The sequence below is a fragment of the Streptomyces sp. NBC_01006 genome (assembly GCF_045162725.1).
GTDB lineage: Bacteria > Actinomycetota > Actinomycetes > Streptomycetales > Streptomycetaceae > Streptomyces.
In genome coordinates this window covers 6,018,632-6,032,166 of the sequence record NZ_CP108700.1, presented here as the reverse complement: position 1 = coordinate 6,032,166, position 13,535 = coordinate 6,018,632, and the positions used below count along the sequence as shown (strand labels likewise).

At 72.9% G+C, this 13,535-nt stretch carries 11 protein-coding genes; 5 read left to right on the top strand and 6 right to left on the bottom strand.

Annotated features, from left to right (window positions below; genetic code table 11):
* Positions 1 to 53: 53 nt before the first annotated feature.
* Both OG509_RS27705 and miaB read right to left on the bottom strand, forming a co-directional pair.
* Positions 54 to 761 carry a class III extradiol dioxygenase subunit B-like domain-containing protein gene (locus OG509_RS27705; RefSeq protein WP_406185226.1) on the bottom strand — a complete coding sequence of 236 codons (708 nt, stop codon included), beginning with the start codon at positions 759 to 761 and terminating at the stop codon, positions 54 to 56.
* Between the two features lie 87 nt (positions 762 to 848).
* Positions 849 to 2,375: a tRNA (N6-isopentenyl adenosine(37)-C2)-methylthiotransferase MiaB gene (gene miaB / locus OG509_RS27700; RefSeq protein ID WP_406185224.1), complete on the bottom strand. Its 1,527-nt coding sequence runs from the start codon at positions 2,373 to 2,375 to the stop codon at positions 849 to 851.
* A 93-nt stretch (positions 2,376 to 2,468) separates the two neighbouring features.
* On the opposite strand from miaB, the gene OG509_RS27695 reads away from it, so the two are divergent.
* Positions 2,469 to 3,464 carry a TAXI family TRAP transporter solute-binding subunit gene (locus OG509_RS27695; protein ID WP_406185223.1) on the top strand — a complete coding sequence of 332 codons (996 nt, stop codon included), beginning with the start codon at positions 2,469 to 2,471 and terminating at the stop codon, positions 3,462 to 3,464.
* Here OG509_RS27695 and OG509_RS27690 read toward each other — a convergent pair.
* Both OG509_RS27690 and OG509_RS27685 read right to left on the bottom strand, forming a co-directional pair.
* Positions 3,454 to 4,422, bottom strand: a complete 969-nt coding sequence (locus tag OG509_RS27690) for an ROK family protein (RefSeq protein ID WP_406187703.1) — start codon at positions 4,420 to 4,422, stop codon at positions 3,454 to 3,456. The two genes, OG509_RS27695 and OG509_RS27690, sit on opposite strands and share 11 nt — an antisense overlap.
* Before the next feature lie 120 nt (positions 4,423 to 4,542).
* A complete protein-coding gene (locus OG509_RS27685) occupies positions 4,543 to 5,619 on the bottom strand; it encodes a LacI family DNA-binding transcriptional regulator (protein ID WP_406185222.1) in 1,077 nt (358 codons plus the stop codon).
* A gap of 187 nt (positions 5,620 to 5,806) precedes the next feature.
* Between OG509_RS27685 and OG509_RS27680 the strand changes: the two genes are divergently transcribed.
* Entirely contained in the window at positions 5,807 to 7,072 is a 1,266-nt protein-coding gene (locus OG509_RS27680) for a glycosyl hydrolase (RefSeq protein ID WP_406185221.1), read from the top strand.
* A 73-nt stretch (positions 7,073 to 7,145) separates the two neighbouring features.
* Complete coding sequence (locus OG509_RS27675; RefSeq protein WP_406185220.1) at positions 7,146 to 9,305, top strand: endo-beta-N-acetylglucosaminidase; 2,160 nt, start codon at positions 7,146 to 7,148, stop codon at positions 9,303 to 9,305.
* A 38-nt stretch (positions 9,306 to 9,343) separates the two neighbouring features.
* Here the strand turns inward: OG509_RS27675 and OG509_RS27670 are convergent, their stop codons facing one another.
* The gene (locus tag OG509_RS27670; protein WP_406185219.1) at positions 9,344 to 10,756 is read right to left on the bottom strand and encodes an ATP-binding protein; all 1,413 of its coding nucleotides are present in this window, start codon (positions 10,754 to 10,756) and stop codon (positions 9,344 to 9,346) included.
* Positions 10,757 to 10,768: 12 nt separating this feature from the next.
* On the bottom strand, positions 10,769 to 11,473 hold the full coding sequence (locus tag OG509_RS27665; RefSeq protein ID WP_385588655.1) for a response regulator transcription factor: 705 nt from the start codon (positions 11,471 to 11,473) through the stop codon (positions 10,769 to 10,771).
* A 276-nt stretch (positions 11,474 to 11,749) separates the two neighbouring features.
* Between OG509_RS27665 and OG509_RS27660 the strand changes: the two genes are divergently transcribed.
* On the top strand, positions 11,750 to 12,535 hold the full coding sequence (locus OG509_RS27660; RefSeq protein WP_030154256.1) for an amino acid ABC transporter ATP-binding protein: 786 nt from the start codon (positions 11,750 to 11,752) through the stop codon (positions 12,533 to 12,535).
* A gap of 87 nt (positions 12,536 to 12,622) precedes the next feature.
* Entirely contained in the window at positions 12,623 to 13,474 is an 852-nt protein-coding gene (locus tag OG509_RS27655; RefSeq protein ID WP_406185217.1) for a glutamate ABC transporter substrate-binding protein, read from the top strand.
* Positions 13,475 to 13,535: the final 61 nt, after the last annotated feature.

Sequence of the window (13,535 nt, the reverse complement as noted above, 5' to 3'; positions counted from 1 at the left end):
GAGGAAGGGGCGCGGGTTCGGCCGAACCCGCGCCCCTTCCTCGTGTCCGCCGGTCAGGACCAGGCGGCGACGAAGTAGCCGACCCCGTACGGGGCGTCCTCGTACAGCAGCCGCCCGTCGAGGCCCGCGCCCTCGGCCGCACCGGCCAGCACCTGCCAGGGCGCCCGGCCGGCGGCCTTGAGCTCGTACGCGAGCTCGGCGTCAAGGGCGGAGAGCGCGGCCACGTCGGCGGCGGCCAGCGCGCGGCCCGCGGCGGCGTCGAAGGCGGCGGCGCGGTCGTCGAGGTAACCGGGGGCCTTCAGCGTGCGGCAGGCGCTGCCGTCGCCCATGACGAGGAGCGCCACGCGCTCCTCGCGTGCGGCGAGCCCCCGGCCTGCCTCCAGGCACCGCGCGGCTTCGAGGGGCTCCCCGACGCCCAGCCCTTCGACGGGGGCGGCGCCCCAGCGGGCGTGCCGCAGCAGCCACGCGCCGACGGCCAGGGACGACGGCAGCATGCGCGGCCCCTCCTCGCCCTCCCCGAGCTGTACGCCGGCCTCGACCCCGAAGCCGTGGAAGGTGCCGCGGGAGCCCTGGGGGTAGGGCCCGCGGTGGTCCTGCTCGGCGGCGCCGACGACGACCAGCAGGTCGGGGCGGGATGCGGCGAGCACCGCGAGCGCGTCGGAACAGGCGGTACGGGCGTCCGCGAGCTCGGGGGCGGCCCCGGCGGCGACCTCGGGCACGAGCAGGGGCGGGGCGGGGCACACGGCGGCGGCAACAAGCATGATCCGCACCCTAGCCCCGCGCGGCCGCCCATGGGGCCCCGCGGCGGGGCCAGCACCTCGAACGCCGGCGGGGCCGGAACGCAGGCGTCAGGAAGACGCCGGCAGGGCGCAGCCCGAAGTCGCCTCGGGGAGCGGCGCGGGGACGCCCAGGGTGGGAATGCCCAGCATGACGCCCTGCGGCTGCGCGGGAGCCGCGTTGCGCTTCTCCCAGGCATCGCCCGCACGCGTGCGGCGTACGGACTGCGTCGGGCCCTCCGCCAGGAGGTGGTGCGGGGCCGCGTACGTGATGTCGACCGTCACCACGTCACCCGGACGGACCTCCCCGTCCGGCTTCGTGAAGTGCACCAGCCGGTTGTCGGGCGCCCGCCCGGACAGCCGGTGCGTCGCGCCGTCCTTGCGGCCCTCGCCCTCCGCGACCATGACCTCCAGCGTCCGCCCGACCTGCTTCTTGTTCTCCTCCCAGGAGATCTCCTCCTGGAGGGCGACCAGTCGCATGTACCGCTCCTGGACGACCTCCTTCGGGATCTGCCCCTCCATGTCCGCCGCGGGGGTCCCGGGGCGCTTGGAGTACTGGAAGGTGAACGCGTTCGCGAAGCGCGCTTGGCGCACCGTGTGCATCGTCTGCTCGAAGTCCTCCTCCGTCTCACCGGGGAAGCCCACGATGATGTCGGTGGAGATCGCGGCGTGCGGAATGGCGGCGCGGACCTTCTCGATGATCCCGAGGAAGCGCTCCTGCCGGTACGAGCGGCGCATCGCGCGCAGGATGGTGTCCGAACCGGACTGCAGCGGCATGTGCAGCTGCGGCATCACGTTCGGGGTCTCGGCCATCGCCGCGATCACGTCGTCCGTGAAGTCGCGCGGGTGCGGAGAGGTGAACCGGACCCGCTCCAGCCCCTCGATCTGCCCGCACGCCCGCAGCAGCTTCGAGAACGCCTCCCGGTCCCCGAGGTCGGACCCGTACGCGTTCACGTTCTGCCCGAGCAGGGTGATCTCGGAGACGCCCTCGGCGACCAGGGCCTCCACCTCGGCGAGGATGTCGCCGGGCCGCCGGTCCTCCTCCTTGCCCCGCAGCGCCGGGACGATGCAGAAGGTGCAGGTGTTGTTGCAGCCGACGGAGATCGAAACCCACGCGGCGTAGGCGGACTCGCGCCGCGTCGGCAGCGTGGAGGGGAAGGCCTCCAGCGACTCGGCGATCTCGACCTGCGCCTCTTCCTGGACGCGGGCCCGCTCCAGCAGCACGGGCAGCTTGCCGATGTTGTGCGTGCCGAAGACCACATCGACCCAGGGGGCCCGCTGGACGATCGTGTCGCGGTCCTTCTGCGCGAGGCAGCCGCCGACGGCGATCTGCATGCCGGGGCGCTTGGTCTTCATCGGGGCGAGACGGCCGAGGTTGCCGTACAGCTTGTTGTCGGCGTTCTCCCGCACGGCGCAGGTGTTGAACACCACGACGTCGGCATCACCGTCGGACCCCTCGGGCGCCCGCGTGTAGCCCGCGCCCTCCAGCAGACCGGACAGCCGCTCGGAGTCGTGCACGTTCATCTGGCACCCGTAGGTGCGCACCTCGTATGTTCCCTTGACGTCCACTGCCGTGCTCCGGTCGCTGCTGCTGGTCATGCAACAAGGGTAGGCGGTGCCCGGAACCGCTCCGGCCCCCTCCATCGCGGGCGGGCCGTGACAGCGGCCCCCGCCCGGTGGCAGGATCGCCGCATGGCCTACGTACCGCCCCGCATCCGCAGGCGCACCGCCCTGTGGGGGCTGGTGGCCGTACTGGCGGTGCTCGGGCTGCTCACCTGGTGGCTGAGGCCCTTCGGGGAGCCGGAGCTGAAGGGCGAACTGACCTTCAGCACGGGGGTCCGTACCGGCGTCTACCACCGCTACGGCCAGCTGCTGGAGCACGCCCTCGCCCAGGACATGCCCGGCGTGAAAGTGCAGCTGCAGCCCAGCGAGGGCTCGCAGGAGAACCTCCAGCGGGTGGCGACCGGGAAGGCCGATTTCACCATCGCCACCGCGGATGCCGTCTCCAAGTACCGGGCCGACGGCAAGCCGGGCGCCGAGCAGCTGCGCGGCGTGGCACGCCTCTACGACGACTACGTACAGCTGGTGGTGCCGGCCGGTTCGAGCGTGCAGTCGGCGCGGGACCTGAAGGGCAAGCGGGTCGCGATCGGCCAGCCGGGATCCGGGGTGCGGCTGATCTCCGAGCGGCTGCTGAGGGCAGCCAAGCTGGATCCGGCGCGGGACATCACCCCGGTGTCGATAGGCATCGACACCATGCCGGCGGAGCTGGAGGCCGGCCGGATCGACGCCTTCTTCTGGTCCGGCGGACTGCCGACGCAGGCGGTGCGCGATCTGGCGGACCGGTACGAGATCCGACTCGTGCAGCTCGGCGACCTGGTGCCGTCGCTCCAGGCGAGCGGAACCCCGGCGCGGTACTACCGGGCGGCGGTGATGCCGCAGGACGCGTACGCCCGGGCCCGGAACACCTCGTCGGTGGCTACCTTGGCCGTTCCGAACCTGCTGGTCACCACCGAGGAGACGGACCCGGAGCTGACCAAGCAGTTCACGCGCACGGTGATCGCCAGCCGCGACACCATCGGGCACGAGGTGCACGCGGCGCAGCTGGTGGACCTGCGTACGGCGATCTACACGGACCCCTTGGACCTGCACGAAGGCGCGCAGCGGTACTACCGGTCGGTCAAGCCGTAGGGCCCGATGGGGCCGCCGGCCCGCCCGGGAGCAGCATCACCGCCGCCGCAGCCGCACCGATCAGGCCCGCGTGCGTGCCCAGGGCCGCAGGTACGACCCGCAGGCCGCTCACGAAGGACAGCGTGGCGTAGTCGGCCAGGTGCGCGCGGATCGGCGCGAAAAGCGTGTCCCCCGACGTGGCGACGCCCCCGCCGATGACCGCGATGTCCATCTCGACCAGCGTCGCGGTGGCGGCGATGGCCGCGGCCAGAGCCCGCCCCGCGCGGTCGAAGGCGGCCACGGCGACGGGGTCCCCGGCCTCGGCGGCCACGGCCACGCCCGCCGCCGAGGGGTCCCCGTCGGGGTCTGCCGGGGTCCAGCCCTGGGCCCGGGCCCAGCGGGCGATGGCGGTACCGGACGCGATGGACTCCACGCACCCGCGACTCCCGCAGACGCACGGCTCACCGTCGAAGGCCACGCTGATGTGGCCGATGTGACCCGCGTTGCCCGTGGGGCCCGGGTGGAGTCGGTTGTTCAGGATCAGCCCGCCGCCCACCCCGGTGGAGACCACCATGCACAGGGCGTTCGCGTGCCCCCGCGCCGCGCCCAGCCAGTGTTCGGCGGCGGTCATCGCCACGCCGTCGCCGGCGAGTACGGTCGGCAGGGCCGCGCCGTGCCGGGCCAGTTCGGCCTCGACCCGGGCCTGGATCGGGAACTCCCGCCACGCCCCGATGTTCACCGGGCTCACCGTGCCGCGCGAGGCGTCCACGGGGCCCGCGCTGCCGATCCCGCAGCGGACCGCGCAGGGCCACAGCGGGGAGAGCGCCAGCTCGGCGACGACCTCGGCGACGGCGGCGAAGACCCCGTCGCCGTCCGCGCCGCGCGGGGTCGGGCGGCGGGTGGTGGCCGTCATCGTGCCGTCGGGGTGCACCAGCGCGCCGGCGATCTTCGTACCGCCGATGTCGATGGCCACCGTCAGACCGGCGGCCGGCTCCACGGCCGCCGCAGAGACATCGGCGTCGACTGCGGCAGCGGCCTGCGGCGCGGGCACGTCGGAGGTGGGACTGGTCACGGAGGCGGCTCCAGGAAGGGGTCGGAATCAGTATGCGGGCGCCGGCGGGGCCGTACTCTCCCGGGGCTCCAGCCGCGGCCGCTCACTCTCCCGGGCCCGGGTCGGGCTCCCGGCGAGCACGGCGAGCAGCTCCTCGGCGGCGAGCCGGCCGAACCCCGCGGTGTCGCGTACGAGCGCGGTGAGCCGGGGGTGGGTGACCCGGCACAGCGCCGAGTCGTCCCAGGCGACCATGGAGATCCGGCCGGGGACCGCGATGCCCAGCTCGGCGGCGACGGCGATGCCGGCCACCGCCATCACGTCGTTGTCGTAGACGAGGGCGGTCGGCGGTTCGGGCTCGGCGAGGACCCGGCGGGTGGCGGCCGCCCCCTCGGCGTCGGAGTAGTCGGTGACCACCGAGCGCACGTGCTCCGGGTCGAGCCCGCGCGCCTCGGCCTCGGCGCGCAGCGAGGCCATGCGGCGGGCGGTGTGGGCGAGGCCGGGCAGCCCGGCGACATGGGTGATGCGCCGGTGGCCCAGCCCGTACAGGTGGTCCACGACCTGGGCCATCGCCCGGGCGTCGTCGGCCCAGACGGTGGACAACACCCCATTCCCCCCTGTCCCGTCCGTCCCGCTCGCGCCACCGATCATCACGGCCGGGAGCCCGAGCTGCGCGAGGAGCTCCGGCCGCGGGTCGTCCGTACGCGGGTCCACGACGAGGACGCCGTCCACGCGCCGCTCGGCCCACCAGCGGCGGTACACGGCGCATTCGGCGTCGATGTCGTCCACGACCTGGAAGAGCAGCGCGACCCGGCCCGCGGAGAGCACCTCCTGGATGCCGGAGACCAGCTGGAGGAAGAAGGACTCGACGCCGAGGGTCTGCGCGGGCCGGGCGAGCACCAGCCCGACCGCGCCGGAGCGCTCACCGGACAGGGCCCGCGCCGCGCTGTTGGGCTGCCAGCCGAGTTCCTCGGCGACCCGGCGGATCCGGGCGCGGGTGTCCCGGGAGACGCCGGGCCGGTCGTTGAGAGCGAAGGAAACCGCGCTCTCGGACACCCCGGCCCGCCGGGCGATGTCCTTGATGGTGGGCCTGCGGGCCATGGCGTGCCAGCCTCTTCCTCCGGTCATTTTCCGTACACATTCCGGCGCCGGAACTAAACCGCATTAGTTTCGACCAGCTTGAGAGGTCGAAACCCTTCTGTCAACGGGACTGAAGCGCTTAAGTACCGGCACCGGAGGCCCTGTTGACTTCCCTCCCGGCACCCGGCAGGTTGTCCGTCGCCCGGCGAATTCCCGAGAACTCCAGGACGCCCCCATGCACGACGAACTCACCCCTCGTCCGCTCCGTTTCGGCGCCAACTACACCCCGTCCCGCGGCTGGTTCCACCACTGGCTCGACTTCGACCTCGACGACGTCAGGGCCGACCTCGACTCGGTCGCCGCGCTCGGGCTGGACCACGTACGGGTCTTCCCGCTGTGGCCGGTGTTCCAGCCGAACCGGACGCTCATCAGGCCGCGCGCCGTCGAGCAGCTCGTCGCGCTCGCGGACGCCGCCGCCGAGCGCGGGCTCGACGTCGACGTGGACGGCCTGCAAGGGCACTTGTCGAGCTTCGACTTCCTGCCCGCGTGGACCGGGACCTGGCACCGGCGCAACATCTTCACCGACCCGGACGTCGTCGCCGCGCAGGAGGAGTACCTGCGCACGCTGGCCGCCGCCCTCGCCGACCGGCCCAACTTCCTCGGCATGACCGTCGGCAACGAGATCAACCAGTTCTCCGGCGCCCCCCATCCGGACCCGGACCGGATCACCCGGGAGCAGGCAGGCCGCTGGCTGGAGCGGATGCTCGCCGCGTGCGAGAAGGGCGCCCCGGGCCGGTTCCACGTGCACGCCGAGTACGACGCCGCCTGGTACCAGGACGGGCATCCCTTCACCCCGGCGCAGGCGGCCCGGCTGGGGGCGGCCACGGCCGTGCACTCCTGGGTGTTCAACGGCACCGCGCAGCGCCACGGCCGGACCGGCACGGCGACCGAGCACCACGCCGCGTACCTGGTCGAGCTGGCGAAGGCCTGGGCGGGCGATCCGCACCGGCCGGTGTGGCTCCAGGAGGTCGGTGCGCCCGCGCCGCTGATCCCGGCGCAGCACGCGGCCGCCTTCACCGAGGCGACCGTGGCGAACGTGCTGGACTGCCCGGACCTGTGGGGCGTCACCTGGTGGTGCTCGCACGACGTGTCCCGGGAGCTCGCGGACTTCCCGGAGCTGGAGTACGGGCTCGGCCTGCTCACCAACGACCGCAGGACCAAGCCGGCCGGGGCGGCCGTCGCCCGGATCGCCGCCCAGTGGCGGGGCCGGGAACACCGCCCGGCCGTAAGGTCCACCGCGCTGGCCGTGGACGTCGGCGGGGCACAGGCCGCGCCGGGGCGCTCGGTGTGCGCCCCGGGCGGTGCCTTCTTCGAGGCCTGGGCCGCGCTCACAGCCCAGGGGGTCCGCCCCGCGGTGGTCCTGGCGGAGCTCGCCGAGGACCCCGCCCATCTGTCGGCGCGCGGCATCACGGAGGTGCTGCGCGTACGGGACGTCACCTGACCGCCCGCACCTTGACCATGCGTCACCCGTCACCGTCACCCGTCACCCGTCACCCCTCACCGAGGAGCCCCGCATGTCCCGGACCGACAACGGCGCCGATCCTCGCACCACCCGTTCGTTACGCACGGCCCCGCCGACCCGCCGCGGCGTCCTCGCCGCCGGGGCCGGGGCGGGGGCCGCCGCACTGCTCGGCGCCACCGGCGCCACCACCGAAGCCCAGGCCACCCCGTCCGCCGCCCCGGGCCCCACGCCCGCCCCCGCCGCGACGCCCGCCGCCGACCTCGCCCCGTACGCCTCCTACTGGTTCCCCGACTCCCTCCCCCACGGCGCCCCCGGCCCCGGCATCACCTGGCGCTCCCTCAAGCAGTGGACCCCCGAGTCCGATCCGGACCTCGCGTACAACACCGCGACCGTGCCCCTCGCGCCCCGCTTCACCCCCGTGCCGCCGAACGCGGGCGCCCGCACGGGCCAGGCCCGGATCTCCTCGCTCGTCTCCTTCGGGCCCACCGCCCGGAACCCCTCCCAGGGCTCCGCGACCGCCGACCACTACGCTCTGACGCACTGGGCGTACCTCGACGAACTGGTGTTCTGGGGCGGCTCCTCGGGCGAGGGCATCGTGCTCGCCCCGAACGCGCCCGTCGTCGACGCCGCCCACCGCCACGGCGTCCCCGTGCTCGGCAACATCTTCCTGCCGCCCGTCGCGTACGGCGGCGACCTCCAGTGGACCCGGGACCTCGTCCAGCGGGACGCCCTCGGCCGGTTCCCGATCGCCGAGAAGCTCGTACGGGTGGCGCGGACGTACGGATTCGACGGCTGGTTCGTGAACGCCGAGACCGACGGCGGGGACAGCTCGCTCGCCGCCCGGATGCGGGAGTTCCTGCGCGCCCTGCGGGCGGCCGGTGGCCCGTACGGACTGCGGACCACCTGGTACGACGCCATGAACAGCACCGGCCGGGTCGGCTGGCAGGGCGCGCTCAACCAGCTCAACCAGGAGTTCTTCGAGGACCGGGCGGGCCGGGTCGCGGACACGATGTTCGTCGACTTCCGCTGGACCCCGCCGACCCTGGCCGCCTCCGGGGCGCTCGCCGACCGGCTGGGCCGCTCCCGCCACGAGCTGTGGGCGGCCCTCGACGTGGAGTCGGGCGGCTGGAATTCCGGCGTCCGCTGGGACGCGATCATCCCGCGCGACCGCGACCACGTCGTCAGCTTCGGCTTCTACCGCCCCGAATGGACCCGGAACCACCTCACCGACCGCTCCCCCGGCGCCTTCCACCGCGCCGACGACCGGTTCTGGACGGGCGAGTCCTTCGACCCGGCCCACCCCGCGCCGGGGGGCACCTGGCGGGCGCCCGCCACCGCCGTCGCGGACCGCTCCACCGTCACCGCGCTGCCGTTCGCCTGCGCCTTCAACACCGGGCACGGGGAGCGCTGGTACGAGGACGGCAAGGTCACCTCCGACACCCCGTGGAACCACCTCGGGCTCCAGGACCGGCTCCCGGGCCGCCGCTGGGTCGTCGAGACCTCCGGAGCGCGCCCCTCCGTCACGCTGGACTTCGCGAAGGCCTGGCGCGGCGGCTCCAGCCTCCTCGTGTCCGGCCCCCTGAGCGCCCCGTCCGTCATCGGGCTGCACTGCACCCGGTTGCCCCTGACCACCTCCACAACCCTGGAGCTGGTGCACGCCACCGAGGCGGAAACGGTCACCGTCGAGGTCGGCGTGGCCACGCGCGAGCCGGCGGCCCCGGGCGAGCCCGTCCCGTACACCTGGCTGAAGGCGCCGGTCCACGGCTCCGTCCAGGGCGGCTGGCGCACCTCCCGGGTCGGGCTCCCGGCCCTGGCGGGCAGGACCGCGTACGGGCTTGCGGTACGGATCACGGCCCGAGGGAACAGAGCGGTGTCCTGGCGGCTCGGCGCCTTGTCGGTACGCGACGACACCGCGCGGCGGCGCCCGGCGGCTCCGAGCGCACTGACCGTGGACGCCGCGGCCCAGCAGGACGGCAAGGCCTCCGTCCGACTGTCCTGGCGCCGGGCGGCCGGGCCGGTCCGGCACTACGAGCTGTACCGGCTGCTCCCGGACGGCGCCCGCCGCTTCCTCGGCGGCACCTGCGGCACGGCGCTGTACGTCCCGGCCGTCACCCGCGCAGGCCGGGAGCCCGCGGCCGCCTTCGAGGTCCGGGCCGTGGACGAGCTGTACGCGGCCTCCGCCCCGGCCGGCACCGCGCTCCCCTGGAGCTGACGCGCCCCGGGCCCGCCTTCGCCGCCGCGACGACGCTTTCAGACGGTGTGCGGATCGCTGCGCGGGACGGCCACCGTCACCCGCAGTCCGTGCGGCGGGTTCTTCTCGTACGCGAGGGACCCGCCGCCCGCGGCGAGCAGCGCCCGGGAGATCGACAGGCCGAGCCCGGAGCCCTTGACGTTCTGGTGGCGTCCGCTGCGCCAGAACCGGTCGCCGACGCGGAGCAGCTCCTCGTCGGTCAGCCCGGGCCCGCGGTCGGCGACGACGACGTGCACGAAGGCCCCGGCCGGGGCGACCGACACCTCGACCTCCTCACCCTCCGGGGTGAACTTGAGGGCGTTGTCGATCACTGCGTCGAGCGCGCTGGAGAGCGCGATGGGGTCGGCCCAGCCCGTGACCGCGGTCCGGCCCGTCTCGGTGAGCCGTACGCCCTTCTCCTCGGCGTACGGGCGCCAGGCGGCCACCCGCTCCGCGGTCAGCCCGGCGATGTCGGTGAGGCTGAGCTCGGCGGAGATGTGCTCGGCCAGCGCCAGGTCCAGCAGGTCGTCCAGGACCTGGGTCAGGCGCTTGCCCTCGGTCCGCACGGAGGCGATCTCCTCGTTGCCCTCGGGCAGTTCGAGGGCGAGCAGCTCGATCCGCAGGAGCAGCGCCGCGAGCGGGTTGCGCAGCTGGTGGGAGGCGTCGGCGACGAACGCCCGCTGCTGCTCCAGGACCTCTTCCACGTTGTCGGCCATCTCGTTGAACGAATGTGCCAGGCGTTGGAGTTCCGGGGGCCCGCCGGCCGCCGCGACCCGGGAGTTCATCCGTCCCGTGGCGATGCCGTGGGCGGCCGCGTCGAGGGTCCGGACGGGCTTGAGCACCCAGCGGGTGAGCACGAGGGCGGCGCCGAAGGCCACGAGCATCGCGGCGGCGAGCCCGGCGATGATGATCAGCCAGCCGTCCAGGATGCGGGCCCGCATCTGGTCGGTGGGCGATTCGGTGACGACGACCGCGACCACGTCGCCGTCGAGGACGACCGGGGAGGCGACGAGCAGCTTGCCGCGGGTCTGCCAGGGCCACACCTGGGCGGGGTCGTGGCTGCGGCGCCCGGCGAGGGCCTCCTGGAAGGCGCGGCGGCCCTCGCCCGATTCCGGGAGCTCCCACCAGCCGGGCGCGCGGGCCATGGCGTTGTCGTCGCGCAGGAAGATGCCGACGCGGATGCCGTACAGCTGCTGGTAGCGGGCCAGTTCCAGCTGGAGGGTCTCCAGGCGCTCGGTGGCGCCGGTGGACCCGGAGCCCTCGGCGTCGATGACGAACTGGGCGAGGGCGGCGAAGCGGGCGCTGTCGTCGATCCGGTCGACGACCACGCGCTGCTGCTGCCCCGCGGCCAGGCTCACGGCGAGCGGGAAGCCGAGGGCCAGCAGCACGCCCGCCATGAGGACGACGAGCAGGGGGAGCAGGCGGGCGCGCACGGCGTGGCCCCGCTAGGGCGCGGCCGGGGTGACGAGCCGGTAGCCCACCCCGCGGACGGTCTCGATGAGCGCGGGCATGCGCAGCTTGGAGCGCAGCGAGGCGACGTGGACCTCCAGGGTCCGCCCGGTCCCCTCCCAGCTGGTGCGCCACACCTCGCTGATGATCTGCTCGCGCCGGAACACGACGCCGGGGCGCTGCGCGAGCAGGGCCAGCAGGTCGAACTCCTTGCGGGTGAGGGGTACGTCGGCGCCGTCCACGCTGACCCGGCGGGTGGGCAGTTCGATGCTGACCGGGCCGAGCCGGACCACGTCGGGGGCGCCCGTCCCGGTGGCGGCGGCCTCCTCGGAGGCTCCGGTGCGCCGGGCGACGGCGTGGATGCGTGCGAGGAGTTCACCCGTGTCGTACGGCTTGACGACGTAGTCGTCGGCGCCCATGTTGAGGCCGTGGATGCGGGAGCGTACGTCGCCGCGCGCGGTCACCATGATGACGGGCGTCGAGGTGCGCTTGCGGATCTTGCCGCACACCTCGTACCCGTCCTGATCGGGCAGGCCGAGGTCCAGGAGGACGACGCCGAAGGGAGGAGCTCCTGCGGGCAGCAGGGCCTGGAGGGCCTCCTCGCCGCTACGGGCGTGGGTCACCTGGAACCCGTGCCGGGCGAGGATCGCGGACAGGGCGGCGGCGACGTGGTCGTCGTCCTCGACGAGCAGCAGTCTCATGGCGTCCCCCTTTCCTGTTTTCCTGATCAGGGCCCGCGGTCAACGGGCCACCCTGCATCCACGCCGATGAAGAGGCCCACGTCAAGGGGGTTCCGCTCCGGCGCGTCTTCCGTTATGCACCCGGTACGGGCGATCGGGCCCCGGCAGCCTCGGTGCGCACGGAGCGTATCGGAGCGAGGCCGTTTCGTTATGCTCAATTCTCCCTCAGATGTAATGACGGTGTGCGCACGACGTCACTACTGTCCTCCCAACCGAGGAGGACGGAGCAAGAAGCCGATGAGCGGAGTATCAGTGACCAAGGACGTGCAGGATGCGGTCCCGGCCGCGGACGACCTGGTCGTACTGAGCAACGTCAACAAGCACTTCGGCGCGCTGCACGTGCTTCAGGACATCGATCTGAGCATTGCCCGCGGTGAGGTCGTCGTCGTGATCGGTCCCTCGGGATCGGGCAAGTCCACGCTGTGCCGGACCATCAACCGCCTGGAGACGATCGACTCGGGCACCATCACGGTCGACGGCAAGGAACTGCCGTCGGAGGGACGGGAACTGGCCCGGCTTCGTGCCGATGTGGGCATGGTGTTCCAGTCCTTCAACCTGTTCGCGCACAAGACGGTGCTGCAGAACGTGATGCTGGGTCAGCTCAAGGTCCGCAAGACGGACTCGGCAGCCGCGCTCGAGAAGGCCAAGTCCCTGCTGGACCGGGTGGGCGTCGGCTCGCAGGCCGACAAGTACCCGGCGCAGCTGTCCGGCGGCCAGCAGCAGCGCGTGGCGATCGCCCGTGCGCTGGCGATGGACCCGAAGGTGATGCTGTTCGACGAGCCGACCTCGGCGCTCGACCCGGAAATGATCAACGAGGTGCTGGAGGTCATGCAGCAGCTCGCCCGGGAGGGCATGACGATGGTGGTCGTCACGCACGAGATGGGCTTCGCCCGCTCCGCCGCCAATCGGGTCGTCTTCATGGCCGACGGGAAGATCGTCGAAGAGGCCGCGCCCGAGCAGTTCTTCAGCAACCCGCGCAGTGACCGCGCGAAGGACTTCCTTTCGAAGATCCTGCACCACTGACGGTCTTGTCTGGTAGTGATCCCCTGGCGGCTCAGAGCACGCGTGTCGCTCGTCGTCCAACAACGTCTCATCCGAGGGAAGTTCACCATGAAGGTTTTCAAGGCCGGTGCGGCAGCAGCCGTCGCCGCAGTCCTCGCCCTGACGGCGACCGCCTGCGGCGGCAGCAGCGACAAGGCGAGCGGTGACGGCGGCGCGTCCGGTGGCGCCAAGGACAAGATCGTCATCGGCATCAAGTTCGACCAGCCGGGTCTGGGCCTCAAGACCCCGGACGGCAAGTTCACGGGCTTCGACGTGGACGTGGCGACGTACGTGGCCCAGGAGCTCGGCTACAAGCCCGACCAGATCGAGTTCAAGCAGGCCGTCAGCGCCGAGCGCGAGAACCTGATCGCCAACGGTGACGTGAAGCTGGTCGTCGCGACCTACACGATCAACGACAAGCGCAAGGCGAAGGTCGACTTCGCCGGCCCGTACTTCCTGGCCCACCAGGACCTGCTGGTCCGCGCCGACGAGACCTCGATCACCAAGGCCGAGGACCTGAACAAGAAGAAGCTCTGCTCGGTCACCGGCTCCACCTCGGCGCAGAACGTCAAGACCAAGCTGGCCCCCGAGGCCGACCTGCTGGAGCAGGGCGGCTACTCCGAGTGCCTCACCGGCCTGGAGAACAAGTCCGTCGACGCCCTGACCACGGACAACTCGATCCTGGCCGGCTACGCCGCTCAGGAGAAGAACAAGGGCAAGTTCAAGCTCGTCGGCCTGAAGCTGAGCGACGAGCCCTACGGCATCGGCCTGAAGAAGGGCGACAAGGACCTCCAGACGAAGGTCAACGCCGCCCTCAAGAAGATGGTCGAGGACGGCTCCTGGCAGAAGGCCGTGGACAAGAACCTCGGCCCCGCCAACTACAAGGCCGAGCCGGCCCCGCAGATCACCGAAGGCAGCTGATTCATCGGTGAGGGGTGTCGCCGCCCGCCTGCCACGGGCGGCGGCCCCTCTCACCGGCCAT

Coding starts and splice junctions, on each gene's coding strand:
- OG509_RS27665 (WP_385588655.1), bottom strand. CDS start 11,473: ATGAGACTGCTGCTCGTCGAGGACGACGACCACGTCGCCGCCGCCCTG.
- OG509_RS27655 (WP_406185217.1), top strand. CDS start 12,623: ATGAAGGTTTTCAAGGCCGGTGCGGCAGCAGCCGTCGCCGCAGTCCTC.
- OG509_RS27685 (WP_406185222.1), bottom strand. CDS start 5,619: ATGACCGGAGGAAGAGGCTGGCACGCCATGGCCCGCAGGCCCACCATC.
- OG509_RS27680 (WP_406185221.1), top strand. CDS start 5,807: ATGCACGACGAACTCACCCCTCGTCCGCTCCGTTTCGGCGCCAACTAC.
- miaB (WP_406185224.1), bottom strand. CDS start 2,375: ATGACCAGCAGCAGCGACCGGAGCACGGCAGTGGACGTCAAGGGAACA.
- OG509_RS27660 (WP_030154256.1), top strand. CDS start 11,750: ATGAGCGGAGTATCAGTGACCAAGGACGTGCAGGATGCGGTCCCGGCC.
- OG509_RS27695 (WP_406185223.1), top strand. CDS start 2,469: ATGGCCTACGTACCGCCCCGCATCCGCAGGCGCACCGCCCTGTGGGGG.
- OG509_RS27675 (WP_406185220.1), top strand. CDS start 7,146: ATGTCCCGGACCGACAACGGCGCCGATCCTCGCACCACCCGTTCGTTA.
- OG509_RS27705 (WP_406185226.1), bottom strand. CDS start 761: ATGCTTGTTGCCGCCGCCGTGTGCCCCGCCCCGCCCCTGCTCGTGCCC.